Here is a 23779-nt window from a genome sequence, read left to right on the forward strand (position 1 = left end):
CGCCTCACTGGGCGGCCAGCAGCGGAAGGGCGGCGCCATCGGGGCGGCGCGCCTTCAGCTCCTCGGCGACGAGGAAGGCCAGCTCCAGCGCCTGCTCGGCATTCAGCCGCGGGTCGCAGAAGGTGGCGTAGTTGGCGGAGAGGTCGGCCTCCGACAGCTTGTGGGCGCCGCCGATGCATTCGGTGACGTCGCTGCCGGTCATCTCGACATGCACGCCGCCGGCCCAGGTGCCCTCGGCCTGGTGGGCGTCGAAGAAGCCGCGCAGCTCCGACAGGATCGCATCGAAGGAGCGGGTCTTGTAGGTGCCGGCGGTGTGGGTGTTGCCGTGCATCGGGTCGGAGATCCAGACCACTTCGCGGCCGGCCCGCTTCACCGCGCGCAGCAGCGGCGGCAGCTTGTCGGCGATCTTGGACGCGCCCATGCGGCTGATCAGGGTCAGGCGGCCCGGGATGTTCTCCGGGTTCAGGATTTCCGTCAGGCGGACCAGCTCGTCCGGGTCGGTCGAGGGGCCGACCTTCAGGCCCAGCGGGTTCTTCACGCCGCGCAGGAACTCGACATGGGCGCCGTCCGGCTGGCGGGTGCGGTCGCCGATCCACAGGAAATGGGCCGAGCAGGCATACCACTCGTCGGTGGTGCTATCGACGCGGGTCAGCGCCTGCTCATAGGGCAGCAGCAGCGCCTCGTGGCTGGTGTAGAAGTCGGTCTCGCGCACCTGCGGCGCTTCCGACATGCCGCAGGCGGCCATGAAGCGCAGCGTCTCGTCGATGCGTGCCGTCAGGTCCTGGTAGCGCTCGGCCAGCGGCGAGCGCTGCACGAAGCCCAGGTTCCAGCGATGCACCTCATGCAGGTCGGCATAGCCGCCGGTGGCGAAGGCGCGCAGCAGGTTCAGCGTGCCGGCCGACTGCATATAGGCGAATTCCATCCGCGACGGGTCGGGGATGCGGGCTTCCGCCGTGAATTCCGGCCCGTTGATGATGTCGCCGCGGTAGGAGGGCAGCGTGGTGCCCTCCACCGTCTCGGTGTCGGAGGAGCGCGGCTTGGCGAACTGCCCGGCCATGCGGCCGAGCTTCACCACCGGCAGGCTGCCGCCGAAGGTCAGCACCACCGCCATCTGCAGCAGCACGCGGAAGGTGTCGCGGATCGGGTTGGCGCGGAAATCGGCGAAGCTCTCGGCGCAATCGCCGCCCTGCAGCACGAAGGCCCGACCCTGGCCGGCTTTCGCCAGGGACTGCTGCAACCGCCGGGCCTCGCCTGCAAAAACGAGCGGCGGAAAGCTCGCGAGCCGGGATTCCATGGCATTCAACTTGGCCTGGTCCGGATAATCCGGCACCTGCCGGATGGGCATTTCGCGCCAGCTTCCGGGCTGCCACCCGCGCACCGTCATGACACTCAGCTTCCTCAGCTAGATTTTTGGCCGGCCAGGATAGACCGGTCCGCCTTGACAGGGCTACCACCGGCTGCGGCCTGCGCAAACCAGTCTCGTGGCATTCAGCCTGGATTAAGCGCAGCCCTGCCATGCTCGACGGTGAAAGAACCGCGGTCCTCGCATGCGGCGCCGGGGCGGGTGACCTCGGACACGGCGCGGAAACGGGCGGTCAGGGTGGCGTCCGTCGCCTCATGCAGCGTGTAGCCGCGGCGGTTGTTGAAGAAGGCCAGATGCGGGTTGCGCGCCAGGATGCGGGGCGTGGCGGCAACCTGCTCCGAGCCGTCGCCGCCGGAGCTGATCGAGGTGGCGGTGAATTCCACCCCGACGGCGCCGCGCTCCGGCCGCGAGAACTCGCGCAGCAGCGTGCCGGCCCAGGCGGCATGGACGTCGCCGGACAGCACCGCCAGGCCCTGCAGCCCGCTTTCCTGCACCTGGGCGAAAAGGCGGTCGCGGGCGGCGGGATAGCCGTCCCACTTGTCCATGGCATAGCGCGGCGCCTCGCTGCCGGTGTCGCGCTGCAGCATGGGAACCTGCTGGGCCAGCAGGCTCCAGCGGGCGCGGCCGGGGCGCAGCCGCCCGGACAGCCATTGCTCCTGGGCCGGGCCGATCATCTGCGCGGCCGGGTCTTCCCGCGCTGTGCAGCTGGCGGCGGTCGCGCCGCCGCAGGGCTGGTCGGTGCGGAAGCTGCGGGTGTCGAGCACCGACACCTCCAGCAGCCGCCCGAAGCGCAGGCCGCGATACGCCAGGATCTCCGGGCCGCGCGGCAGCTGGCTAGGGCGCAGCGGCATGTGCTCGTACCAGGCCTGGAAGGCGGCCTGCTTGCGCAGCGCGAAGATCTCGGGCGGGACGGCAGGGCGGTCGCGGCGGCTGCCGTCCTCCTCCGAGAAGGGGCCGGCCCAGTCATTGTCGACCTCATGGTCGTCGAAGGAATGCAGGAAGGGATGCGCCGCCTGCGCCGCCGCCAGGTCGGGGTCCAGCTTGTAGAGGGCGTAGCGGTTCCGATAGGCCTCGAGCGAATACACTTCGGGCGAGTTGTGCCGCCGCGGCTGGCCGCCGCGGGGGCCGCCCTCGTAGATGTAGTCGCCATAGTGGAAGACGAAATCCAGCTCGTCTTCCCCGGCGACATGCCGCCAGGCGCTGAAGAAGCCATGCTCGTAGTTCTGGCAGCCGGCATTGACGAAGCGCAGCCGGCGGGGGGCGGCATCGGCCGCCGGGGCGGTGCGGGTGCGGCCGGTCGCCGACGCCCAGCCGCCGACGCGGAAGCGGTAGTGGAAGGAAGCGCCGGCCGGCAGCCCGGCCAGCTCGACATGCAGCGAGTGGCCGAGCTCCGGCCGGGCCAGCGCCTCACCCCGGCGGAGGATCGTCTGGAAGGACGGGTCCTCGGCCAGCTCCCAGGTCACGGGGATGGCCAGCATCGGCATGCCGCCGCCTTCCAGCGGCGCCGGTGCCAGCCGGGTCCAGAGCACCATCCCGTCCGGCCAGGGATCACCCGAGGCCACGCCCAGGGTGAAGGGGTTTTCCGCCCAGCGCGGCTGGGCCCAGGCGCGGCGCGGGACGGCCGGCTGCAGCGCCGCCAGCGCCGCCATCCCCAACCCGCCGCGCAACGCACCGCGCCGCGACAGTGCCAGAATATCCCGCCGCCGGCTCTCCATGCCCCGCCTCCCCGCTTCCGCCTTGCGGAAGCTAGCCGCTGCCCCACGGCGCGTCCCCGGCGGCGGCGTGACATTTCCCCCATACGAAGGCCCTGCTCCGGATGAAAGCGGTCCCGTTCCGGCTGGCAAAGCGCCCGGAAGCGATTATACGCTTTCGTGAGCCCCCGCCGGGGCGCCACCTTCCTCCCGCCGGACCATGCCCCAGGGGACCATGCCGCAGGCCGAGCCACGTCGCCCGTCTGCCGAGCCTGCCCCCGCTGCCGGGACGCCGCGCCCCGGCCAGCCGGCCCGCGCGCGCCCGGGAAGCGAGCGCGGCGAGGCGCTGACCCTCTGGCTCGGCCTGCTGCTGCCGCTCTGCTTCGCCGCCCTCTGCGCCATCCAAGTCTGGGAGCTGCGGCGCGACGCCTGGCAGAAGGCCGAGCGCAACGCGCAGAACCTGCTGGCCATTGCCGGCCGCGACATCCTGCGCCAGGTCGAGCTCTACGACCGCGCGCTGCAGGCCGTCGCCGCCAATCTGTCCGACCAGAGGGCCGACCAAAAGGCCGACCAGGGGGCCGATCGCGGCGACGGCGCGCTCCCGCGCCCGCTGCCGCGGCAGCTGCTCTTCGCGCCGGCGGCGGCCACCACCCATCTGGGCAGCATGGTGGTGATGGACGCCTCGGGCGAGATCGTCGCCAGCTCCGACCCTGCCGTGGGCAGCCGGCGCGACTTCTCCGGCCACCGCTTCTTCCTGCGCCATGCCGGCGATCCCTCGGCCGGGCTGCAGATCAGCCACCCCTTCCCCGACCGCTACCAGCAGGACCACCTGATCGCGCTGAGCCGCCGCATCCCGACCGCCGATGGCCGCTTCGCCGGCGTCGTGGTCGGCACGCTGCGCCTGGCCTATCTGCGCGAGCTGCTGGACGGCATGGAGATCGGGCGGGCCAGCACCATCAACCTCTTCGCGGCCGACGGCACGCTCATCTACCGCAGCCCGGCGGGCGGGGCGCAGCCCGGGCTGGACCTGTCGCGGGCGCCGACGGTGCGCCGCTTCATGGCCGAGCCAAGGGGCGTCTTCACCGGCACCGCGGCCATCGACGAGGTCGAGCGGCTCTACAGCTTCACCCGCCTGGGCGACCGTCCGCTGATCCTGAACGTCGCGGTCTCGACCGACGAGATCCTGCGCGGCTGGCGCGAGCATGCGGCCTGGATCGGGCTGGCGGTCGGGCTGCTGTCGCTGATCATGCTGGCGCTGCTGCTGCGGCTGCGGCAGGAGCTGCGGCTGCGCCGGGCCGCCGAGGCCGTGGCGCTGGCCGAGGGCGCGCGGCTGGCCGAGCTGTCCGAGACCGACGGGCTGACGGGGCTGGGCAACCGCCGGCGCCTGGACCGGCTGATGGCGCTGGAATGGGCGCGGCTGCAGCGCCAGGCGCAGCCGCTGGCGATGATCATGATCGACATCGACCATTTCAAGGCCTTCAACGACAGCCAGGGCCATCCGGCCGGGGATGCGGTGCTGCGCGGCATGGCCGACTGCCTGCGCGCCGCCATCCGCCCGGACGTCGATCTGGCCGCGCGCTACGGCGGCGAGGAATTCGCCGTCCTGCTGCCAGAGATGCCGCTGGAGGGGGCGCTGCGCATCGCCTCCCGCATCCAGTCGCAGCTCGCCCGCCTCGACCTGCCGCATCCGGCGGCGCCGGGCGGGCGGGTGACGGTCAGCCTGGGCGTCGCCGCCCGCATTCCCGCCCCCGGCACCTCGGCGGAGATGCTGCTGCGCGCCGCGGATGCCGCCCTCTACGAGGCCAAGCATCTGGGGCGCGACAGGATCGCCGCCGCCGCCTAGCGGTTGCGCGTCACCAGGCGGCCGGGCTTCTCGCCGGTCTCCTTGCCCGCGGCGAAGGTCGCGACGCCGTTGGCCCAGACTTCCTCGATGCCCAGGCTCATCTGCACCGGATTCTCGAAGGTGGCGTTGTCGATCACCGTCGCCGGGTCGAACAGCACCAGGTCGGCATAGGCGCCCTCGCGGATCACGCCGCGATCGACCATGCCGAAGATCTCGGCGCTGCGGCCGGTCATCTTGTGCACCGCCGTCTCCATGTCGAACAGGCCGAGCTGGCGCGAATACAGCCCCAGCACCCGGGGGAAGGTGCCCCAGAGGCGCGGATGCGGCTTCTCGTCATGCGGCAGCCCGTCGGAGCCGATCACCGACAGCGGGTGGCGCATGATGCGGCGGACGTCTTCCTCGTCCATCTGGAACATGACGCAGCCGGCCGGCAGCAGCCGCTCGGCGGCCAGCTTCAGGTCGGTGTTCCAGCCGCGGGCGATCTCGGCCAGGTCGCGCCCGGCCATCTCCGGATGCGGCACCGACCAGGTCACCACGGTGCGGATATCGGCCCGCGTCCGGTCCGGCATCAGCACCGTCGAGCCGGCCGGATAGGGGTACATGTCGAAGGCCAGCTCCTGCATCGTCGCCGCCGCCTGGATCAGCGCCAGGGTCTGCACCGAGCGGCCGTAATTCTCCGGCATCGAGCATTTGTGGTGGCTGATATGCACCGGCACGCCGACGCGCTTGCCGATCGCCAGCGTCTCCTCGATCGAGGCCAGGATGTGGTCGGCCTCGTCGCGCATATGGCTGGTGTAGAGCCCGTCGGTGGTGCGCAGCGCCTCGGCCACCGCGATCACCTCCTCGGTCGTCGCCGCCTTGTTCAGCGGATAGAACAGCCCGGTCGAGAAGCCCGAGGCGCCTTCCAGCAGCGACTGCTTCAGCCGCCCATGCATCCGCTGGATCTCCTTGTCGGTGGCCACGCGATGGACGTCGCCGGCCATGGCTTCCACCCGCATCGTCTGGTGGCCGACGAGGGCATAGGTATTCACCTCGCTCCCCTGCTTCTTCAGCGCATGCGCGTAGTCGCCGAAACTATCGAAAGTCCACCACTGCTCGTCGCCGAGCAGGTCGAGCGGCGCCGGCGGGCGCTTGCCGGTATGGCGCATCGGCGCCAGGCTGACGCCGCAATTGCCGACCACGACGGTGGTGACGCCCTGGCTGATCTTGCACAGCGTGCAGGACGGGCCACAGAGCACGGCGCGGTCGTCATGCGTGTGCGCGTCGATGAAGCCCGGCGCCAGCGCCTTGCCCGTCGCGATCACCTCGCGGTCGGCGGTGGCGCCGCCGAGGTCGCCGACGCCCGTGATCCGGTCTCCCGTCACCCCGACATCGCCGATCCGGCGCGGCGCGCCGGTGCCGTCGAAAATGGTCGCATCGCGGATGATCAGGTCGCAGCGCAGGGCCATGGGGCCGGTCTCCAGGGGATCGGGCGAAGAGGATTCCGGCCCGCGGAAATCGGCGGCCGGAACGGCGGCAGGAGGCGGATCATGCCCCCGTGCCCGCGCTCACGGAAGACGGCCATGCTGCCAGGATGACAGTTCGGCGACGGTTTTTCCCGGCACGGCCCCGCTTCCGGCTTGCGTCCCCCGCGCGGGGGCCGCAAACCCCCACCGAAAAGGAGGCGCCCCCGATGTCAGACGACCGGCTGTTCGTGCAGTCCCTGCAGAAGGGGCTGGCGCTGCTCGAGGCCTTCTCCCGCCAGCCGGGCGAGCTCAGCCTGAACGAGCTGGCCTCGCTCTCCGGCATCGACCGCAGCTCGGCGCAGCGGATGGCGCATACCCTGCTGAAGCTCGGCTACCTCGAGCGCGGCGCCAATGGCCGCGGCTACACGCCGGGGCGAAAGATCCTCGACCGCAGCTTCGATTTCCTGCGCTCCCGCCCGCTGATCGAGCGCGCGACGCCGGTGATCATCGAGCTGCAGCGCAGCACCGGCGAGCGCGTCGACCTCAGCCTCTTCGACGGCAGCAGCATCGTCTATGCGCTGCGCCGGCAGAGCAAGCGGGAGACCTTTTTCGCGACGCTGGCGGGGCGGCGGCTGGCCAGCTTCATCACCTCCGGCGGCCGCGCCTGCATGGCGCATCTGCCGCGCGACGAGGTGGCCTCGATGCTGGCCCGGGCCGATATCCGGCCGGCCACGCCCAAGACGCTGCTCGACCCCGACGCCATCATGGCCCGCATCGACCAGGCGCGGCGCGAAGGCTACAGCGTGGTGCTGGAAGAGATGCTGATCGGCGAGGTCGTCGTCGGCGCCGCCATCCTCGACCAGCAGGGCCGGCCGGTGGGCGCCATCCATGTCGCGGGGTCGCTGTCGGAATGGCCGCCGGCGCGCTTTACCGCCCGCTTCGCGCCGCTCGCCATCGAGGCGGCGCGGGCCCTCAGCGGCGGTACCGGGCTGCGCTGAGTTTTCGCCATTGCTGATCCAGGCTGCGGTTTTTCGGAGCCATCGGTAGCGCCCTGCGATATTCGCCGGGCGTCTGGATTGCCTGAGCCGCGGCAGGCTTCTAGCTTCCCAGGCCTTGCCCCATGGGAATGCGCTCCGCCATGAACGACACTGTCGCCCCGCCTGCCTCCCCGACCCTGCCCGGCGAGACGATCCGGCTGCGCGGGCTGCAGGCGCCGGCCTCGATCCATGTCGACCGCTGGGGCATCCCGCATCTGCGGGCAGAGAATGAGGCCGATCTCTTCTTTCTGCAGGGCTTCAACGCGGCGCGCGACCGGCTGTGGCAGATCGACCTGTGGCGCAAGCGCGGCCTGGGCCTGCTGGCGGCCGATTTCGGACCCGGCTTCCTCGCCCAGGACCGCGCCAGCCGACTTTTTCTCTACCGCGGCGACATGGAGGCGGAATTTTCCGCCTACGCCCCCGATGCCAGGCAAATCTGCGAAGCCTTCGTCGCCGGCATCAACGCCTTCGTCGACCTGGTCGAGGCCGAGCCTGCCCGGCTGCCCGCCGAGTTCCGCGCGCTGGGCACCCGCCCGTCGCGCTGGGCGGCCGAGGACGTGGTGCGCATCCGCAGCCACAGCCTGACCCGCAACGCGCTGTCCGAAGTGCTGCGCGCCATCGTTCTTTCGAAGGCCGACCTGGCCACCGACCTGCTGCGCAAGCATCTGGAGCCGATGGTGGAGCCGGTGCGGCCGGAAGGGCTCGACCTCTCCACGCTCGGCACCGAGGTGCTCACCCAGTTCAAGCTGGCCACCGCCGCCGTCACCTTCTCGGCCGAGCGGCTGGCCGCCCCGCTGGACGACTGGCGCCGCTGGACCGCGGTCACCGATCTCGGCGACGTGGTGATGGGCGCCGAGATGGAAGGCTCCAACAACTGGGCGATCCATGGCAGCCGCAGCGAAAGCGGCCGGCCGATCCTGGCCTCCGACCCGCATCGCGCCCATGCGGCGCCGTCGCTGCGCTACATCGTCCATCTCGACAGCCCGGGCTTCAACGCCATCGGCGCGGGCGAGCCCGCCGTGCCCGGCATCTCCATCGGCCACAACGGCACGAGCGCCTTCGCCCTGACCATCCATGGCGCGGACCAGGAGGACGTCTATGTCTACGAGACGGCCGAAGGCGACCGCAACTCCTACCGCCACGGCGATGCTTTTTCCGACATGGACGTCGTCCGCGACAACTTCGCCGTCAAAGGCCATCCCGACCAGACGCTGATGCTGCGCTTCACGCAGCACGGCCCGGTCATCGCCGAGGACGTCGCCAACCGCCGCGCCGTCGCCATCCGCACCGTCTGGTCGATGCCCGGCTCGGCGCCCTATCTGGCCAGCTTGGCCTCGATGCGCGCCACCACGTTGGAAGAATTCCGCACGGCGATACGGCGCTGGGGCACGCCTTCGGTCAACAAGGTCTATGCCGACACCAGCGGCACCATCGCCTGGACCCCGGCCGGCTTTGCCCCACAGCGGCCGAACTGGGACGGGCTGCTGCCCGTTCCGGGCGATGGCCGCTACGAATGGTCCGGCCTGCTCGATCCGGCGGAGCATCCCTGGCGCGTCGATCCGCTGGAAGGCTTCGTGCACAGCGCCAACGAGCAGAACCTGCCCGCCGACTGGAACCACGCCGAGAAGACCTATGGCTATGAGTGGGTGGAAGCCTCCCGTGCCACGCGCATTCGCGAATCCCTGACGCGCGGCCCGCTGCTGACGCTGGCCGACTGCACCGCGCTGCAGACCGATGTCCTGTCCATTCCCGCCCGCCGGCTCTGCGCCCTGCTGCTCACGCTGCCGCGCGGCAGCGCGCCGGAGCTCTGGGCGGCGCAGACCCTGCTGGAGGACTGGGACTTCCGCTTGGCCGCCGACAGCGCCGCCGCTGGCCTGTTCGAGGTCTTCCTGACCAAGCACCTGAAGCCCAGGCTGCTGGCCGCCCTGGTCCCCGATGCGACGCTGCGCCCGCTCCTGCTGCCGCAGGACATGGAAAGCTTGCTGCTGGTGCTGGAAAACCCCGACGCCCGCCTGCCCGCCGCCGCCCGCGACGCCTTGCTGGCGGACTGCCTGATGGCCGCCTTCCACGATTGCGAGAGCCGCATGGGCTCCTGCCCCAGCGGCTGGAGCTGGGGCAAGCTGCACCACGGCTACTTCGCGCATGCGCTGCAGGGCCTGACCGCCGAGACCGCGACGCTGGACGTCGGCCCCTTCCCCGTCGGCGGCAGCGCCCAGACGCCGATGCACACCGGCTACCGCCCTGGCGACTTCCGCTGCACCTTCGGCGCCTCGGTGCGGCTGGTGATGGATGTCGGCGAATGGGACAACAGTCTCTGCATCAACGCCCCCGGCCAGTCCGGCGATCCGGCCTCGCCGCATTACGCCGACCTGGCTCCGCATTGGGCACAGGGCGAATACGTGCCGTTGCTCTATTCGCGCGAGGCGGTGGACCGGATGGAGATGCAGCGGATCGCGCTGGTTCCTGTGGCGGACTGAAGAGAAGACAGAGGCAGGCCAGGGGAATGCATTTCCTTTTCTCTGGGACTGCCGTGTCCACGTGGTGACAGTCCGTGCAACGGCCGATGCACAGCGCGACCTTCAAGGTCGCGCTGCTGTCACATTCGCGCCCCGCCGTCTTGCCCTGGCGAGGCTGCCGGCGAGGTGCTGGTCCCCGAACGGCCGGTAACCAGAAAAAAGAAGGGGTCGAGGGGAATTCATTCCCCTCGTCTACCCGCCTCTTCCTTCCTGAAACCTCTTCCCCCACCATCCCCTCCTCAGCGAAGCCCTGAAGGAGAACCCAACCATGGCCCGTTTCGCTCCCCCTGGTCCGCTCGGCTTTGGCGGCGCGCCGCTTGGCGACATGTTCGCCAAGGTCGACGACGCCACGGCCGAGGCTGCGCTGGAGGCCGCCTGGGACAGCGGCATCCGCTATTACGACACGGCGCCGCATTATGGCGCCGGGCTGTCGGAGCATCGCTTCGGCGCGATGCTGCGGCGGAAGCCGCGCGACGAATACGTCATCTCCACCAAGGTCGGCCGGCTGCTGGAGCCGACCACGGAGCCCGAGCTGGCACATCCCTTCCTCAGCACGATGATGTTCCGGCGGAAACAGGACTACACCGCGGCCGGCGCCCGGCGCTCGGTGGAGGACAGCCTGCAGCGCATGGGCATCGGGCGCATCGACGTCGTCTATGTGCATGACCTGGCCACCGACCATCTGGGCGATGGTTACGACGCGGCCTTCCGCATCGCCCGCGACGGCGCCTTCCGCGAGCTCATCAGGATGCGCGAGGAAGGCATGATCCGCGCCTGGGGCCTGGGCGTGAACCTGCCGGAGCCCTGTGTGCGGGCGCTGCAGGAATCCGATCCGGACGTCTTCCTGCTGGCCGGGCGCTACAGCCTGATCGACCTGGCCGGCACGAAGGAGCTGTTTCCCCTTTGCGCCGAGCGCGGCGCGCATGTCGTGGTGGGCGGGCCGTACAATTCGGGGCTGCTCGCCGGCGGCACCACCTTCGACTACCAGGAGGCGCCCCCGGAACAGGTGGCGGCGCGCGACCGCATGGCGGCGGTGGCGGCGAAGCACGGCGTCGACCTGAAGGCGGCGGCGCTGCAATTCTGCGCCGCCAATCCGGTGGTGGCCTCGGTCATCCCCGGCGCCAAGCATGCCGACCGGGTGCGGCAGAATGCGGCGCTGATGCAGGCCGAGGTCCCGGCGGCCTTTTGGGCGGCGTTGAAGCAGCAGGGGCTGCTGCCGCCGGAAGTGCCGACGCCCTAGTCGAACAGGCCCGGCCGCCACAGCGCGGCCGGCTTGGCCTCGGCGCCGCGCAGCGCCGCCTGCACCTCGGTCTCCAGCGCCGAGAGGAAGCGCGACTTGTCCGACCCGGTCATCGGCGCATGGCCCCTGGTCATGGCGCCGATCTCGCGCAGATGCCGGGACACTTCGCGCCCGGCCAGGGCCTGGCCGATATTGTCGCTGGTCCAGATCCGGCCGTTCGGCGCCAGGGCGCGGGCGCCGCGCTCCAGGCAGCGCGAGGCCAGCGGGATATCGGCGGTGACGCACAGATCCTGCCGGCGGATCCGCTCGGCGATCCAGTCATCGGCGGCGTCCGCCCCCTCGGCGACGATCACCCGCTTGACCCAGTCCACCTCGGGCAGCCGCACGCCGCGCGCGCCGTTCGACACCACATGCACGATCAACGACAAACGCCCGGCGACGCGGAACACCTCGTCGCGCACCGGGCAGGCATCGCCGTCGACCCAGATCTCGGTCTTTTCCATGAGACTGCGCTTAGGACAGAAAGGAAGGCCGGGGGAAGGAATTCCCCCGGACCCCCATCTTTTTTCTGGTCCATAATCGGCGCCGACGTCCAGGGACCAAGACAGAATGCGCGCTGCCTATCTCTCCGCCCCGATCAACGCCCTGCTCGACGGCCTCTACGAAGGCACGGCGACGGTGGCCGACATTCTCAGGGAGGGCGACCTCGGCCTCGGCACCTTCGAGGACCTGGACGGCGAGATGGTGGTGCTCGACGGCCGCGCCTGGCAGGTCGACAACCACGGCCAGGCCCGCGAGGTCGACGGCACCGCCCGCACCCCCTTCGCCTGCGTCGCACCTTTCCACGCCGACACCATCGACCAGGTCCCGACCGGCACCGGCATCGAGGACGCCGTCACCGGGCTGATCCCTTCGCCCAACATGCTCTACGCCATCCGCATCCAGGGCGTCTTCGAGGGCCTGCGGGTCCGCAGCGTGCCGCGCCAGGAGGCCTATACCCCGCTGGTCGAGGTCGCGAAGCAGCAGGCCACCTTCGACTTCCCCGAAGCGGAAGGCACCCTCTGCGGCTTCTGGACGCCCGCCTTCCTGCACAGCGTCGCCGTCCCCGGCTGCCACCTGCATTTCCTCGACGCGGCGCGCGAGCGCGGCGGGCATCTTCTCTCGGGCCGCATCCGCGTTGCCAGCATCGCGCTGATGCACCTGCCGCGCCTGAACATGGCCCTGCCGATGACGCTGGATTTTTTGACGGCCGATCTGGGCCGTGACAGCCAGGCCGAGCTCGGGGTGATCGAGAAGGAGGGCTGAACAGCCAAAAGGCCCGGACGCTCGTGGCGGCCAGGCCTTTTGGAAGGACCCCGATGGTGGGCGCGACAGGGATTGAACCTGTGACCCCCGCCGTGTGAAGGCGATGCTCTACCGCTGAGCTACGCGCCCATCGTGGGTGAGGCGCTTACTAAGGGGAGGGCGAAGGGCCGTCAAGCGCTCGTGTTGAATATTCCCCCCTTCTAACAAGGCCTTCGCGACGCCATGTGAGCCATCATGAGATGGCGCCCCGCTGCCCTGCTCCTGTCGCTGCTGGCCGTCCCCGCCATCGCGCGGGCCGAGCCGGTGCGGGCGGTCTATTCCGTCCAGGCCGCCGGCATGCAGGTCATGCGGGTCGAGGCGGTCTTCGATCTCGACAACCCCAGCCGCTACCGCATCGAGAGCAGCTTCCGCTTCACCGGCATGGCCGGCTGGTTCGCCAATGGCCGCCAGGCCAACCGGGTCGACGGCGTCTGGGTGAACAATGCGGCCCGCCCGGTGCGCTATGTCGGCGACGGGCTGTGGCGCGGCGAGCCGCGGCAGACCGTGCTGGAATATCCCGCCAACCAGCCGGTGGCGCGGGTGATGGTCCCGGCCGAGGACCCCGACCGCGAGCCGGTGCCCGAGGCGCTGCAGCGCGGCACCGTGGACTCGCTGACCGCTTTGGCCCAGCTGACCCGCAACATCGCCACCACCGGCCGCTGCGAGGGCCGTGCCGCCATCTATGACGGCCGCCGCCGCGCCGACATGGCCGCCCGGACGCTTGGCCGCGACCGGCTGACGGCGCAGGGCGGCTCCTGGGGCGGCGAGGCGGTGCGCTGCGGCTTCGAGGCGCGGCAGCTGGCCGGCTTCAAGCGCGATGACGGCCCCGACGCGCGCGAGCCGCAGGAAGGCACGGCCTGGATGGCCGCCCCCATGGCCGGCGCGCCGATCATCCCGGTGCGGGTGGAGATGCCCGGGCGCTGGCTCGGCCGGCTGACGGCGCTGCTGGTCGAGATCAAGCCCGCCCAGCAGCAGGCCGAGCTGCGCTAGCCCAGCGCGGCGCGGATCAGCGCCGGCAGCCCGGCGGGGCTGGCCGCGACCGGCGCGCCCTCCGCCATTTCCGGCAACCCGTAGCCATAGCCGCAGAAGATCGCCGGCAGCCCGGCGCCGCGCCCGGCCTGGACGTCGTTGTGATGGTCGCCGACCATGACCGCGGCCTCCGGCACGCCGCCCGCCGCCTGCAGCGTCGCCAGGACATGCGCCGGGTCGGGCTTGCGGACGGGGAAGCTGTCGCCGCCGCCCAGCGCCGCGAAACGGCGGTCGATCCCCAGCGCGGCCAGCAGCAGCCGCGCCGCCTTTTCCGGCTTGTTGGTGCAGACGGCCATGGCCCAGCCCTCGGCGGCGAGGTCGTCCAGCACGGCCTCCATGCCGGGGAACATCCGGGTGTGGACCGCGGCATTCGCCTCGTAATCGGCCAGGAAGGCGGGCAGGGCGGTCGGGTCGGGGGCCAGGCCGCGGGCGGCGAAGGCGCGCTGGATCAGCACCGGCACGCCGTCGCCGATGAAGCGGGTCACCTCCTCCAGCGTGAAGGGCGGCTGACCGCGCGCCGCCATCATGCGGGAGAGCGCGGCATGGATGTCCGGCCGGCTGTCCACCAGCGTGCCGTCCAGATCAAAGATAACGGTGCGTTGCATGGCCCCAGCTTGTGCCATGTTTCGTGCGGCAATGCGATGTGACGCCGTATCCTCTTGCCCTGGCTGGGCTTTGCTTGGCAGATGCCCTGCATGCCCGCAGCAGCCATCCTCCTCGCCGCCGGTCTCGGCACCCGCATGAAAAGCCGCCTGCCCAAGGCGCTGCACCCGCTGGCCGGACGGCCGATGCTGAACCACCTGATCGCCGCCTGCGAAGGCGTCTTCGACCGGGTGGTGGTGGTGGTCGGCCCCGACATGCCGGCCCTGGAAGCCGCCGCCCATCCGCATGCGACCGTGGTCCAGGCCGAGCGCCTGGGCACCGGCCATGCCGCGCTCCAGGCCGCGCCGCTGCTCGCGGGTTTCGAGGGCGATGTCGCGGTGCTCTATGCCGACAACCCGCTGATCACGCCGCAGACGCTGCAGCGCCTGCGCGCCGCCCGCGACAATGCGGGCCTGGCCCTGCTGGCGATGCGCCCGGCCGATCCGGCGCGCTATGGCCGCGTGCTGCAGGACGCTTCTGGCAATGTCACCCGCATCGTCGAATTCGCCGACGCGAATGACGAGGAGCGCGCCGTCGGCCTCTGCAATGCCGGCGTCCTCTGCGCGCCATCGAGAAAACTGTTCGGCTGGCTGCGGCGGGTGCGCAACGACAACCGGGCCGGCGAATACTACCTGACCGATCTCGTGCCGCTGGCCGTCGCCGATGGCGACCGCGTCACCGCCGTCGAGGCGCCGGAGGCGGAGCTGCGCGGCATCAACAGCCGCGTCGAGCTCGCTGCCGCCGAGGCCGAGATCCAGGCCCGCTTGCGCCGCCAGGCCATGGAGCAGGGCGCGACCCTGATCCAGCCGGACTCGGTGGTCTTTGCCTATGACACGCGCCTCGGCCGCGACGTGACCGTGCAGCCGCATGTCGTCTTCGGCCCCGGCGTCACCGTCGAGGATGGCGTGGAGATCCGCGCCTTCTCGCATCTGGAAGGCTGCGTGGTGCGGGCGGGCGCGCTGGTCGGCCCCTATGCAAGGCTGCGCCCCGGCACCGATGTCGGCCCCCGCGCCCATATCGGCAATTTTGTCGAGCTGAAGAATGCTCAGGTCGCGGAAGGCGCCAAGGCCAACCACCTGAGCTATATCGGCGATGCCAGCATCGGCGCCGGCAGCAATATCGGCGCCGGCACCATCACCTGCAATTACGACGGCTTCGCCAAGCACCGCACCACGATCGGGGCAGGGGTCTTCGTCGGCTCCCACACCACGCTGGTGGCGCCGATCGCGCTCGGCGACGGGTCGATGACGGCCGCCGGCTCGGTGCTGACCAAGGACGTGGCCGCCGACGCGATGGCCTTCGCCCGCGCCCGGCCTGCCGAGAAACCCGGAGCCGCCGCCGCCTTCCGCGCGGCGCGGCGCAAGGAGAAGAAGTGAATGTGCGGCATCGTCGGCGTCGTCGGGCGCGAAGCGGCAGCCCCCCGACTGCTCGAGGCGCTGCGGCGCCTGGAATACCGCGGCTATGACAGCGCGGGCATCGCCACCCTGGTGAACGGCCATGTCGAGCGTCGCCGCGCCGAGGGCAAGCTGGTCAACCTGGCCAATGTCCTCGACGCCCAGCCGCTGGAGGGCACCACCGGCATCGGCCATACCCGCTGGGCGACCCATGGCGCGCCGACCGAGCGCAACGCCCATCCGCATGGCACCGCCCGCGTCTCGGTGGTGCATAACGGCATCATCGAGAATTTCGCCGAGCTGCGCGCCGAGCTCGAGGCCGAGGGCATCGAGTTCGAAACCGAGACCGACACCGAGGCCGTCGCCAAGCTTTTGGATTTTCTTCTCAGCCAGGGCGACACCCCGGAACAGGCGGTGTCGAAGACACTGAAAAAAATCCACGGGGCTTTCGGCCTGGCAATGGTCTTCGCCGGCCACCCGCGCAAGCTGATCGCCGCGCGCCAGGGCAGCCCGCTGGCCGTCGGCTTCGGGGACGGAGAAATGTTCATCGGCTCCGACGCCCTGGCGCTCGCCCCGATGACCCGCCGCATCGCCTATATGGAAGAGGGCGACTGGGCCGTCCTCGACGACCATTCGGCAAAGTTCTTCGACGCCGAGGACCGGCCGGTCGAGCGCGCCGTCAAGCTGACCGCGCTGTCGGGTGCTGCCGTCGGCAAGGGCAACTACCGGCACTTCATGGAGAAGGAGCTGCACGAGCACCCGGTCGTGCTCGGCGACACGCTGCGCCAGTATATCGACCCGGCCAGCCGCGCCGTCGCCCTGCCGGCGCTGCCCTTCGACCCGGTCGCCGTGCCGAAGATTTCTTTCAGTGCCTGCGGCTCGGCCTTCATCGCGACCCAGGTCGCGCGCTACTGGTTCGAGCAGGTGGCGCGCCTCCCCGTCGACACCGATGTCGCCAGCGAGCTGCGCTACCGTGACCCGCCGCTGCCCGAGGGCGGCGCCGCGCTGCTGGTCAGCCAGTCGGGCGAGACCGCCGACACCCTGGCAGCTCTCCGCCTGCTGAAGTCGCGCGGCCAGCATGTCCTGTCGGTGGTCAACGTGCCGGAAAGCACGATGGACCGGGAGAGCGACGGCACCCTGCTGACCGTCGCCGGCCCCGAGATCGGCGTGGCCTCGACCAAGGCCTTCACGGCGCAGCTGGCGGTGCTGGCCAGCCTGGCGCTGGGCTTCGGCCGCGCCCGCGGCACGCTGACCGCGGCCGAGGAAGCCCGCCTGACCGCGGCCCTGCTGGAGGTCCCGGCGCATGCCGCCGAGCTGCTGGAGCAGGGCCTCGGCGACATGATGGAGATCGCCCGTGAGGTCGCCGCCGCGCGCGACGTTCTGTTCCTAGGCCGCGGCAGCCTCTACCCGATCGCGCTGGAAGGCGCGCTGAAGCTGAAGGAGCTCAGCTACATCCATGCCGAGGGCTATGCCGCCGGCGAGATGAAGCACGGCCCGATCGCGCTGATCGATGCCTCGGTGCCGGTGATCGCGCTCTGCCCCTCGGGGCCGCTCTTCGAGAAGACGGCGTCGAACCTGCAGGAGGCCGCGGCCCGTGGCGGCCGCATCATGGCCTTCACCGATGCGGAAGGCGCGCCGGCGCTGCGCCGCTTCGCCGAGCGCGTGGTGGTGCTGCCCAGCGTCGACCCCTTCGTGGCGCCGATCCTGCACGCCATCCCGGTGCAGCTGCTGGCCTATCACGTGGCGGTGCTGAAGGGCACCGATGTGGACCAGCCGCGCAACCTGGCGAAGGCGGTCACCGTCGAATGATGCGACCGGCCGCGGCGGGGCGATGCCCTGCCGCGGCCGATCGCGACCTCAGGCCGCGCGATACCGCTCCAGCCAATGGGCATAGGGGGCGGGCAGGGTCCAGGACGGCTTCTCGACGCCCAGCTGCTTGGCGGCGAAGAAGGGCCAGTGCGGGTTCTCGAGCAGCGGCCGGCCCATCATCACCAGGTCGACCTGGCCCTTCTCCAGCATGGCCTCGGCCATTTGCGGCGTGCCGACATACCAGCTGGTGGCGGTGGGCAGGCCGGTCTCTCGCCGCATGCGGCCGGCGGTCTCGCCCATGAAGCCGGGGCCCCAGGGGATCTTCGCCGTTGGCGTGTTGAAGCCGACCGAGACGTCGAAGAAGTCCAGCCCCTCGGCCTTCATGGCGCGGGCGAGCTCGGCGGCCTCCTGCTGCATCGTCTCGTCATCGCCGTCGAACTCGATGACGCTGAAGCGGGCCGAGAGCGGCAGATGCGCCGGCCAGGCCTTGCGCACCGCGCGGACCGTCTCGACCAGGAAGCGGCCACGGTTCCCGGCCGAGCCGCCATAGGCGTCGGTCCGCTGGTTCGAGTATTTCGAGAAGAAATTCTGGGCCAGGTAGCCGTGCGCGAAATGCAGCATCAGCCATTCGAAGCCGGCCTCGCGCGCCCGCTCGGCGGCGGCGACGAAATCGGCCTGGACGCGGGCGATGTCCTCCAGCGTCATCTCCTTCGGCGTCTTCGACAGTCCGCCGCCGAAGGCCACCGCCGACGGCGCGATGGTCTGCCAGCCGCGCGGATCGCCCTCGGCGATGTGGTCGTCGCCTTCCCAGGGGCGGTTGGCGCTGGCCTTGCGTCCGGCATGGCCGATCTGGATGCCGGGCACTGCGCCGGCCGCCTTGATCGCCGCGACGACCGGCTTGAAGGCGTCTTTCTGGGTGTCGTTCCAGAGGCCGGTGCAGCCCGGGGTGATGCGGCCCTCGGGCGAGACGCCGGTGGCCTCGACCACCACCAGCCCGGCGCCGCCTCGGGCCAGGGCCGTGTAGTGCGCCTGGTGCCAGTCGTTCGGCACGCCCTCCTCGGCGGAGTACTGGCACATCGGCGAGACGACGATGCGGTTGCGCAGGGTGACGCCCTTCAGGGTATAGGGCTCGAAAAGATGCGGCATCAGGCTGTCCTCGGGTGACGTGGCGCCTTAGTTCCATCAATCTCGAACTATTGGCAAGCCCTGCGGTGGGGCATGCCAGAGGAGCGTGGCGCCGATGGCGGCGATGAAGCACCCGGAAGCGTCCGAGTTCCGTCTTGAGAAAGTGCTGCATGCGCTGAGCGACGGCGTGCGCCTCGGCATCGTCCGCCAGCTGGCGGCAGAGGGTGAGGCCAGCTGCGGCGCCCTCGATGGCGGCCGGCCGAAATCCAGCGTCTCGCATCATTTCCGCGTGCTGCGGGAGGCAGGCCTCGTCCGCACCACCACCTTCGGGGTGACGCATATGAATTCGCTGCGCCGCGCCGAGCTCGACGCGCGCTTCCCGGGGCTGCTGGCAGCAGTGCTGGCAGCCGAAGGTCAGGGCTGACCCGCGCCGGCCGGGTGCGACAGGCGCCGTCACAGGCTGGCGGCCCAACCGCCGCGCCGCTATGCTGCGGCGCAACATTTCCGCTCGCGGAGCCCCTATGCCCGTCCAACCCGCCGCTAGCTGGACCCGCCCGGCCCGCACCGAATTCATGGCCCGACGCTATCTGGCCAGCCGCGGCGGCGCGCCGATGGTCGAAGATCCGCTGCGCGCGGCGCTGCCCAGGCTGCGGCGCGAGGTGGCGCAATGCCGCAGGCTGGCCCGCCTCGACCTCGGCCTGGCGGCGGCGCTGGTCAGCGTCGCGCTGACCGTCATCGGCACCGTCTGGCTGGCGCCGCTGCATGGCGGCATCCTGCTGGTGCTGGTCTATCTCCATCTGGTGCCGCTGCTGGGCCTGGCCGTCGTCGTCTGGGGCGCCATCGTCATGGAGACATCCGGCCCACGCCTGGTCACCGCCCGCCGCATCGCGGCAGCGCTGCAGGACCGGGCCTGGCTGGAGGCGCTGGATCTCGCGGTGCATGGCCTGCCCGACCCGGCCGCAGAAGCGGTGGCGCCCGGCGCCTGACTGGGCTAGGCTGACCCCAGCCGCGGCCCGCAAGGGCTGGCGACTCGGGCTTGGCGGCGAAGACAGCCGTCTCCGGCATCCTGTGCCGGTTCGCGCCTGGCGGCAAAAACCGCCTTCCCAGGCCTGTAAACCCCGCCGCGCCCGCAGGCGTTCCGTCGATCGAGCATCGCATGGAGCGTCGCTGTCGCGCCCCGGAGGAGGACCAGGCCATGTCGAGCAGCATTTCCGGACTTTCCAGCAGCCAGCTGGCCAACAGCCAGGTGGAACGCCTCGCCGCGCTGCAGCTGGGGCCGCGCAACAGCCGCGCCAATCCCGACAGCGACCAGGGCCAGGCGGTCGACGCCACCAACCAGACCCAGGTGATTGGCCTGCGCACCGCGGCGCTGGGCGACGACATGCTGGCGGCGCTGCTGACCGGCGAAGCCGGGGATGCCTCCACCCAGTCCTCCACGGGCGCCAGCACCAGCCTGACCAGCAGCGCCGAGGGCGTCAGCCGCGAGGCGGTGACCGCGCTCGAGGACCAGGGCGACAGCACCGCGCGGCTGCTGTCGCAGCTGGGTGACTGGCGGCTGAGCGACGCGCCGGCCAGCGGTGCCGCGCCCGGCGGGGTGGATGCGCCCTCCGGCCCCTTCGGCAACCGTCCGGCCCCGCCGCCGGGCGGCGCCGCCCCCGAGGCCGACGCCGCGGCGACCAACGAGGTCGCGACCGGCGCCCAGGGCAGCCTCGAGCCGACCGGCAGCGATGCCGCCGACAGCTATGCCGCGCGCCGGCAGCAGATCACCGACTCGCTCTATGCCGCGGTCGCCGCCTATGCGACTGGCAGCTCCGCCACCATGGGGTCGCTGGCCTCGGTCGAGGTCTGACCGCGCCGGCCGCCACGAAGAAGAAGGGCCCCGGGGAATCGCTTCCCCGGGGCCCTGCTTCGTTCAGGCGGTATCGCGCTGCGGTCAGATGCGTCCCATCAGCAGCAGGATCAGCAGGATCAGCAGCACCAGGCCGAGGCCGCCCGAGGGGCCGTAGCCCCAGCCGCTGCTGTAGCCCCAGCGCGGCAGGGCGCCGACCAGCAGCAGGATGACGATGATCAGCAATATCAGGCCCATGGAGTCTTCTCCCTTGGATTTCCGTCCAGCTTGCGCCGTGCGGGGTCAACGCCGCGGAACGGCAGGATGTTGCGTGACGGCGGGTTTATTCGGCATGCGGCCGGGCTGACAGCGGGCGCCGGCCTGCCTAACTTCCCTGCACCAGACGGGCTGCCGGGCATCGAAGCGGCGGGCCGCCACGCTGTGGGAGAGGAACCGTCATGCTCGACACCGTCACCAAGCTGGTCCTGAAGGACCCCGACCTGCTGCGGCAGGCCAACTATATCGACGGCCAGTGGGTGAAGGCCGACGACGGCAAGGTGCTGGAGGTGAAGAACCCCGCCACCGGCGAGCTGATCGGCACCATCCCGGCCATGGGCCAGGCCGAGACCCGCCGCGCCATCGAGGCCGCCAACGCCGCCTGGCCGGCCTGGCGCGCCATGCTGGCCAATGAGCGCGCCGCCATCCTGAAGAAGCTGGCCGCGCTGATGCTGGCCAATACCGAGGATCTGGCGGCCATCATGACGGCCGAGCAGGGCAAGCCCTATGCCGAGGCCAAGGGCGAGGTCGCCTATTCCGCCAGCTTCATCGAGTGGTTCGCCGAGGAGGCCCGCCGCGTCAACGGCGAGACCATCCCGCAGAACGCCAAGGGCCGCCGCATCCTGGTGACCAAGGAGCCGGTGGGCGTCTTCGCCGCCATCACGCCCTGGAACTTCCCCTCGGCCATGATCACCCGCAAGGCCGGTCCGGGCTGGGCCGCCGGCTGCACCGGCGTGATCCGCCCGGCCAGCCAGACGCCCTTCTCGGCGCTCGCCATCGCGGTCCTCGCCGAGCGCGCCGGCATGCCCAAGGGCGTCTGCAACGTCATCACCGGCCCGTCCTCGGGCACCGGCAAGGAGCTCACCGGCAACCCGCTGGTGCGCAAGCTGTCCTTCACCGGCTCCACCGAGGTCGGCCGCGTGCTGCTCGAGCAATGCGCGCAGACCATCAAGAAGACCTCGATGGAGCTTGGCGGCAACGCCCCCTTCATCGTCTTCGACGACGCCGACCTGGACGAGGCGGTCAAGGGCGCCATGGCGTCGAAGTACCGCAACACCGGACAGACCTGCGTCTGCGCCAACCGCATCCTGGTGCAGGAAGGGGTCTACGACGCCTTCGCCGCCAAGCTGAAGGCCGCGGTCGAAGGCCTCAAGGTCGGCAACGGCATGGAGGAGGGGGTCACCCAGGGCCCGCTGATCAATGCCGACGCGGTGAAGAAGGTGCAGGAGCATATCGCCGACGCCCTGTCCAAGGGCGCCAGCGTCGTCACCGGCGGCAAGCCCCATGCCCGGGGCGGCAACTTCTTCGAGCCGACGGTGCTGGCCAACGTGCCGCACGAGGCCGCCATCTTCCGCGAGGAGACATTCGGCCCCGTCGCGCCGCTGTTCCGCTTCAAGACCGAGGAAGAGGCGATCCGCCTGGCCAACGACACCGAGTTCGGCCTGGCCGCCTATTTCTACGCCCGCGACGTCGGCCGCATCTTCCGCGTCGCCGAGGCGCTGGAATACGGCATCATCGGCATCAACGAAGGCATCATCTCGACCGCCGAGGCGCCCTTCGGCGGCTTTAAGCAGTCGGGGCTGGGGCGCGAGGGGTCGACCCACGGGATCGACGAGTATCTCGAGACCAAGTACCTCGCCCTCGGCGGCATCGGCGGCTGAGCAAGTAAGCGAAGGCCGGGGGAACTGAGTTCCCCCGGACCCCCACATTCATAAGGGCTGCCCTGCACTCCAAGGGCGCGACCTTGACGAAAAAGCCGCGGCATCCCTTCTTGCGAAACAGCAGAGACAGGGATCCCGCCCGATGAGCAGCTACGACTTCGACCTCTTCGTCATCGGCGGCGGCTCCGGCGGCGTGCGCTGCGCCCGTATCTCGGCCGGCCACGGTGCCCGGGTCGCGGTGGCGGAGGAACGCTTCTGGGGCGGCACCTGCGTCAATGTCGGCTGCGTGCCGAAGAAGATCATGGTCCACGCCGCCGAATACGGGCAGTGGGCGCATGACGCCCCGGCCTTCGGCTGGACCGAGGCGCAGCCCGGCGCGCATGACTGGACCACGCTCGCCACCGCCCGCGACGCCGAGGTCGCCCGCCTCAACGCCATCTATTCCCGCCTGCTGACCAACGCTAACGTCACCAGCTTCAACGCCCGCGCCACCTTCATCGACGACCACACCCTCGATGTCGGCGGGACGCGTATCACCGCCGAGCGCATCGTCATCGCCGTCGGCGGCCGCCCGCAGCGCCCTGCCATCCCCGGTGCCGAGCTCGGCCTGGTCTCCGACGACCTCTTCACCCTGAAGGCGCGCCCGCAGCGCATCATCGTCATCGGCGGCGGCTATATCGCCCTCGAATTTGCCTCCCTGCTGCGCGGCCTGGGCTCGGATGTGGACCTGCTCTACCGCCAGCCGCTGCCGTTGCGCGGCATGGACGGCGACCTGCGCGCCGCCATGGCCGAGGCGCTGGAAAACCAGGGCATCCGCCTGCATCCCGGCCAGATGCCGGCGAAGCTGGAGCGCGGGTCCGACGGCGTCCTGCGCCTGACCACCGAGGACGGCGCGGTGCTGGAGACCGACCAGGTGATGTTCGCCACCGGCCGCGTGCCCCACACGGACGGCCTCGGGCTGGAGAAGGTGGGCATCAAGACCGGCGCTTCCGGCTGCGTCCCCGTCACGCTGGAGCAGGCGACCACCCAGCCCCACATCTTCGCCATCGGCGACGTCACCGACCAGCTGAACCTGACTCCGGTCGCGACCGCGGTGGGCCATGCCCTGGCCGACACCCTCTTCGGTGGCCGCCCGCGCACGGCGAGCTTCCAGAACGTGCCGACGGCGATCTTCACCTCGCCGCCGGCCGCGACGGTCGGGCTGTCGGAGGAGGCGGCGGCGCTGCAGGGCCCGATCGACGTCTATGTCGCCCGCTTCACGCCGATGCGCCACACCATCAGCAAGGCGCCGCGCAAGACGCTGATGAAGCTGGTGGTGGCCCGCCGCACCCAGCGCGTGCTCGGCGCCCATATGCTGGGCGAGGATGCGGCCGAGATCATGCAGGGCATCGCGGTGGCCATCGTCGCCGGCGCCACGAAAGAGGATTTCGACCGCACCATCGGCATCCACCCGACCGCGGCCGAGGAATTCGTCACCCTCCGCACGGTGACGCGGCAGGTCGGATAAGGTCGGGGTCAAGCCGGGCCATTCAACCC

Annotated in this window: 20 protein-coding genes and 1 tRNA gene; 13 read left to right on the top strand and 8 right to left on the bottom strand. The window is 70.8% G+C overall.

What is annotated here, in order from left to right; genetic code table 11:
• Window positions 1-4 precede the first annotated feature (4 nt).
• Window positions 5-1384: a class II 3-deoxy-7-phosphoheptulonate synthase gene (locus tag BKE38_RS09820; protein WP_076957136.1), complete on the bottom strand. Its 1380-nt coding sequence runs from the start codon at window positions 1382-1384 to the stop codon at window positions 5-7.
• Window positions 1385-1488: 104 nt separating this feature from the next.
• The gene (locus BKE38_RS09825) at window positions 1489-3078 is read right to left on the bottom strand and encodes an alkaline phosphatase D family protein (protein WP_076957137.1); all 1590 of its coding nucleotides are present in this window, start codon (window positions 3076-3078) and stop codon (window positions 1489-1491) included.
• A 211-nt stretch (window positions 3079-3289) separates the two neighbouring features.
• Here BKE38_RS09825 and BKE38_RS09830 point away from each other — a divergent pair, with 211 nt between their 5' ends.
• Window positions 3290-4897, top strand: coding sequence for a GGDEF domain-containing protein (locus BKE38_RS09830; RefSeq protein ID WP_083747428.1), 1608 nt, complete (start codon window positions 3290-3292; stop codon window positions 4895-4897).
• Here the strand turns inward: BKE38_RS09830 and BKE38_RS09835 are convergent.
• On the bottom strand, window positions 4894-6345 hold the full coding sequence (locus tag BKE38_RS09835; RefSeq protein ID WP_076957138.1) for an N-acyl-D-amino-acid deacylase family protein: 1452 nt from the start codon (window positions 6343-6345) through the stop codon (window positions 4894-4896). The two genes, BKE38_RS09830 and BKE38_RS09835, sit on opposite strands and share 4 nt — an antisense overlap.
• Window positions 6346-6569: 224 nt before the next feature.
• Here BKE38_RS09835 and BKE38_RS09840 point away from each other — a divergent pair, with 224 nt between their 5' ends.
• The 3 genes from BKE38_RS09840 to BKE38_RS09850 all read left to right on the top strand — a co-directional run bounded on the left by BKE38_RS09840 (window position 6570) and on the right by BKE38_RS09850 (window position 11135).
• Entirely contained in the window at window positions 6570-7340 is a 771-nt protein-coding gene (locus BKE38_RS09840; protein WP_076957139.1) for an IclR family transcriptional regulator, read from the top strand.
• A gap of 140 nt (window positions 7341-7480) precedes the next feature.
• Window positions 7481-9856, top strand: coding sequence for a penicillin acylase family protein (locus BKE38_RS09845; RefSeq protein WP_076957164.1), 2376 nt, complete (start codon window positions 7481-7483; stop codon window positions 9854-9856).
• A 307-nt stretch (window positions 9857-10163) separates the two neighbouring features.
• Complete coding sequence (locus BKE38_RS09850) at window positions 10164-11135, top strand: aldo/keto reductase (RefSeq protein ID WP_076957140.1); 972 nt, start codon at window positions 10164-10166, stop codon at window positions 11133-11135.
• Here BKE38_RS09850 and BKE38_RS09855 read toward each other — a convergent pair.
• Entirely contained in the window at window positions 11132-11638 is a 507-nt protein-coding gene (locus tag BKE38_RS09855; protein WP_076957141.1) for a YaiI/YqxD family protein, read from the bottom strand. The two genes, BKE38_RS09850 and BKE38_RS09855, sit on opposite strands and share 4 nt — an antisense overlap.
• A 106-nt stretch (window positions 11639-11744) precedes the next feature.
• Between BKE38_RS09855 and budA the strand changes: the two genes are divergently transcribed.
• Window positions 11745-12440, top strand: coding sequence for an acetolactate decarboxylase (budA, locus tag BKE38_RS09860; protein WP_076957142.1), 696 nt, complete (start codon window positions 11745-11747; stop codon window positions 12438-12440).
• 54 nt (window positions 12441-12494) lie between these two features.
• Here budA and BKE38_RS09865 read toward each other — a convergent pair.
• A tRNA-Val gene (locus BKE38_RS09865) sits at window positions 12495-12569 on the bottom strand.
• Between the two features lie 105 nt (window positions 12570-12674).
• On the opposite strand from BKE38_RS09865, the gene BKE38_RS09870 reads away from it, so the two are divergent.
• Window positions 12675-13469: a DUF3108 domain-containing protein gene (locus BKE38_RS09870; RefSeq protein ID WP_083747429.1), complete on the top strand. Its 795-nt coding sequence runs from the start codon at window positions 12675-12677 to the stop codon at window positions 13467-13469.
• Here the strand turns inward: BKE38_RS09870 and gph are convergent.
• The gene (gene gph, locus BKE38_RS09875; RefSeq protein WP_076957143.1) at window positions 13466-14113 is read right to left on the bottom strand and encodes a phosphoglycolate phosphatase; all 648 of its coding nucleotides are present in this window, start codon (window positions 14111-14113) and stop codon (window positions 13466-13468) included. The two genes, BKE38_RS09870 and gph, sit on opposite strands and share 4 nt — an antisense overlap.
• Window positions 14114-14203: 90 nt before the next feature.
• Here gph and glmU point away from each other — a divergent pair, with 90 nt between their 5' ends.
• Together glmU and glmS are read left to right on the top strand one after the other, a co-directional pair.
• Window positions 14204-15526 carry a bifunctional UDP-N-acetylglucosamine diphosphorylase/glucosamine-1-phosphate N-acetyltransferase GlmU gene (glmU, locus tag BKE38_RS09880; RefSeq protein WP_083747431.1) on the top strand — a complete coding sequence of 441 codons (1323 nt, stop codon included), beginning with the start codon at window positions 14204-14206 and terminating at the stop codon, window positions 15524-15526.
• Window positions 15527-17353 carry a glutamine--fructose-6-phosphate transaminase (isomerizing) gene (gene glmS / locus BKE38_RS09885; RefSeq protein WP_076957144.1) on the top strand — a complete coding sequence of 609 codons (1827 nt, stop codon included), beginning with the start codon at window positions 15527-15529 and terminating at the stop codon, window positions 17351-17353.
• Between the two features lie 48 nt (window positions 17354-17401).
• Here glmS and BKE38_RS09890 read toward each other — a convergent pair whose 3' ends face one another.
• Entirely contained in the window at window positions 17402-18499 is a 1098-nt protein-coding gene (locus BKE38_RS09890) for an NADH:flavin oxidoreductase/NADH oxidase (RefSeq protein ID WP_076957145.1), read from the bottom strand.
• Window positions 18500-18593: 94 nt separating this feature from the next.
• On the opposite strand from BKE38_RS09890, the gene BKE38_RS09895 reads away from it, so the two are divergent.
• From BKE38_RS09895 to BKE38_RS09905, 3 genes are all read left to right on the top strand, one after another.
• Entirely contained in the window at window positions 18594-18902 is a 309-nt protein-coding gene (locus tag BKE38_RS09895) for an ArsR/SmtB family transcription factor (RefSeq protein ID WP_076957146.1), read from the top strand.
• A gap of 148 nt (window positions 18903-19050) precedes the next feature.
• Window positions 19051-19464, top strand: a complete 414-nt coding sequence (locus BKE38_RS09900) for a hypothetical protein (protein ID WP_131829550.1) — start codon at window positions 19051-19053, stop codon at window positions 19462-19464.
• A gap of 209 nt (window positions 19465-19673) precedes the next feature.
• A complete protein-coding gene (locus tag BKE38_RS09905; protein WP_076957148.1) occupies window positions 19674-20327 on the top strand; it encodes a hypothetical protein in 654 nt (217 codons plus the stop codon).
• A gap of 84 nt (window positions 20328-20411) precedes the next feature.
• On the opposite strand, the gene BKE38_RS09910 is transcribed toward BKE38_RS09905, so the two are convergent.
• Window positions 20412-20564 (bottom strand): DUF3309 family protein, encoded by a 153-nt coding sequence (locus tag BKE38_RS09910; protein ID WP_076957149.1) that lies wholly within the window; start codon window positions 20562-20564, stop codon window positions 20412-20414.
• Window positions 20565-20764: 200 nt separating this feature from the next.
• Here BKE38_RS09910 and BKE38_RS09915 point away from each other — a divergent pair, with 200 nt between their 5' ends.
• Entirely contained in the window at window positions 20765-22243 is a 1479-nt protein-coding gene (locus BKE38_RS09915; RefSeq protein ID WP_076957150.1) for an NAD-dependent succinate-semialdehyde dehydrogenase, read from the top strand.
• 142 nt (window positions 22244-22385) lie between these two features.
• A complete protein-coding gene (gorA, locus tag BKE38_RS09920; RefSeq protein ID WP_076957151.1) occupies window positions 22386-23750 on the top strand; it encodes a glutathione-disulfide reductase in 1365 nt (454 codons plus the stop codon).
• Window positions 23751-23779 lie beyond the last annotated feature (29 nt).

Source organism: Teichococcus deserti, from assembly GCF_001982615.1.
Classification (GTDB): Bacteria; Pseudomonadota; Alphaproteobacteria; order Acetobacterales; family Acetobacteraceae; genus Pseudoroseomonas; species Pseudoroseomonas deserti.

Bases quoted from the DNA above. Each gene is read 5' to 3' on its own strand.
- BKE38_RS09820 (WP_076957136.1), bottom strand. From the start codon at position 1,384: ATGACGGTGCGCGGGTGGCAGCCCGGAAGCTGGCGCGAAATGCCCATC.
- BKE38_RS09825 (WP_076957137.1), bottom strand. From the start codon at position 3,078: ATGGAGAGCCGGCGGCGGGATATTCTGGCACTGTCGCGGCGCGGTGCG.
- BKE38_RS09830 (WP_083747428.1), top strand. From the start codon at position 3,290: ATGCCGCAGGCCGAGCCACGTCGCCCGTCTGCCGAGCCTGCCCCCGCT.
- BKE38_RS09835 (WP_076957138.1), bottom strand. From the start codon at position 6,345: ATGGCCCTGCGCTGCGACCTGATCATCCGCGATGCGACCATTTTCGAC.
- BKE38_RS09840 (WP_076957139.1), top strand. From the start codon at position 6,570: ATGTCAGACGACCGGCTGTTCGTGCAGTCCCTGCAGAAGGGGCTGGCG.
- BKE38_RS09845 (WP_076957164.1), top strand. From the start codon at position 7,481: ATGAACGACACTGTCGCCCCGCCTGCCTCCCCGACCCTGCCCGGCGAG.
- BKE38_RS09850 (WP_076957140.1), top strand. From the start codon at position 10,164: ATGGCCCGTTTCGCTCCCCCTGGTCCGCTCGGCTTTGGCGGCGCGCCG.
- BKE38_RS09855 (WP_076957141.1), bottom strand. From the start codon at position 11,638: ATGGAAAAGACCGAGATCTGGGTCGACGGCGATGCCTGCCCGGTGCGC.
- budA (WP_076957142.1), top strand. From the start codon at position 11,745: ATGCGCGCTGCCTATCTCTCCGCCCCGATCAACGCCCTGCTCGACGGC.
- BKE38_RS09870 (WP_083747429.1), top strand. From the start codon at position 12,675: ATGAGATGGCGCCCCGCTGCCCTGCTCCTGTCGCTGCTGGCCGTCCCC.
- gph (WP_076957143.1), bottom strand. From the start codon at position 14,113: ATGCAACGCACCGTTATCTTTGATCTGGACGGCACGCTGGTGGACAGC.
- glmU (WP_083747431.1), top strand. From the start codon at position 14,204: ATGCCCGCAGCAGCCATCCTCCTCGCCGCCGGTCTCGGCACCCGCATG.
- glmS (WP_076957144.1), top strand. From the start codon at position 15,527: ATGTGCGGCATCGTCGGCGTCGTCGGGCGCGAAGCGGCAGCCCCCCGA.
- BKE38_RS09890 (WP_076957145.1), bottom strand. From the start codon at position 18,499: ATGCCGCATCTTTTCGAGCCCTATACCCTGAAGGGCGTCACCCTGCGC.
- BKE38_RS09895 (WP_076957146.1), top strand. From the start codon at position 18,594: ATGGCGGCGATGAAGCACCCGGAAGCGTCCGAGTTCCGTCTTGAGAAA.
- BKE38_RS09900 (WP_131829550.1), top strand. From the start codon at position 19,051: ATGGCCCGACGCTATCTGGCCAGCCGCGGCGGCGCGCCGATGGTCGAA.
- BKE38_RS09905 (WP_076957148.1), top strand. From the start codon at position 19,674: ATGTCGAGCAGCATTTCCGGACTTTCCAGCAGCCAGCTGGCCAACAGC.
- BKE38_RS09910 (WP_076957149.1), bottom strand. From the start codon at position 20,564: ATGGGCCTGATATTGCTGATCATCGTCATCCTGCTGCTGGTCGGCGCC.
- BKE38_RS09915 (WP_076957150.1), top strand. From the start codon at position 20,765: ATGCTCGACACCGTCACCAAGCTGGTCCTGAAGGACCCCGACCTGCTG.
- gorA (WP_076957151.1), top strand. From the start codon at position 22,386: ATGAGCAGCTACGACTTCGACCTCTTCGTCATCGGCGGCGGCTCCGGC.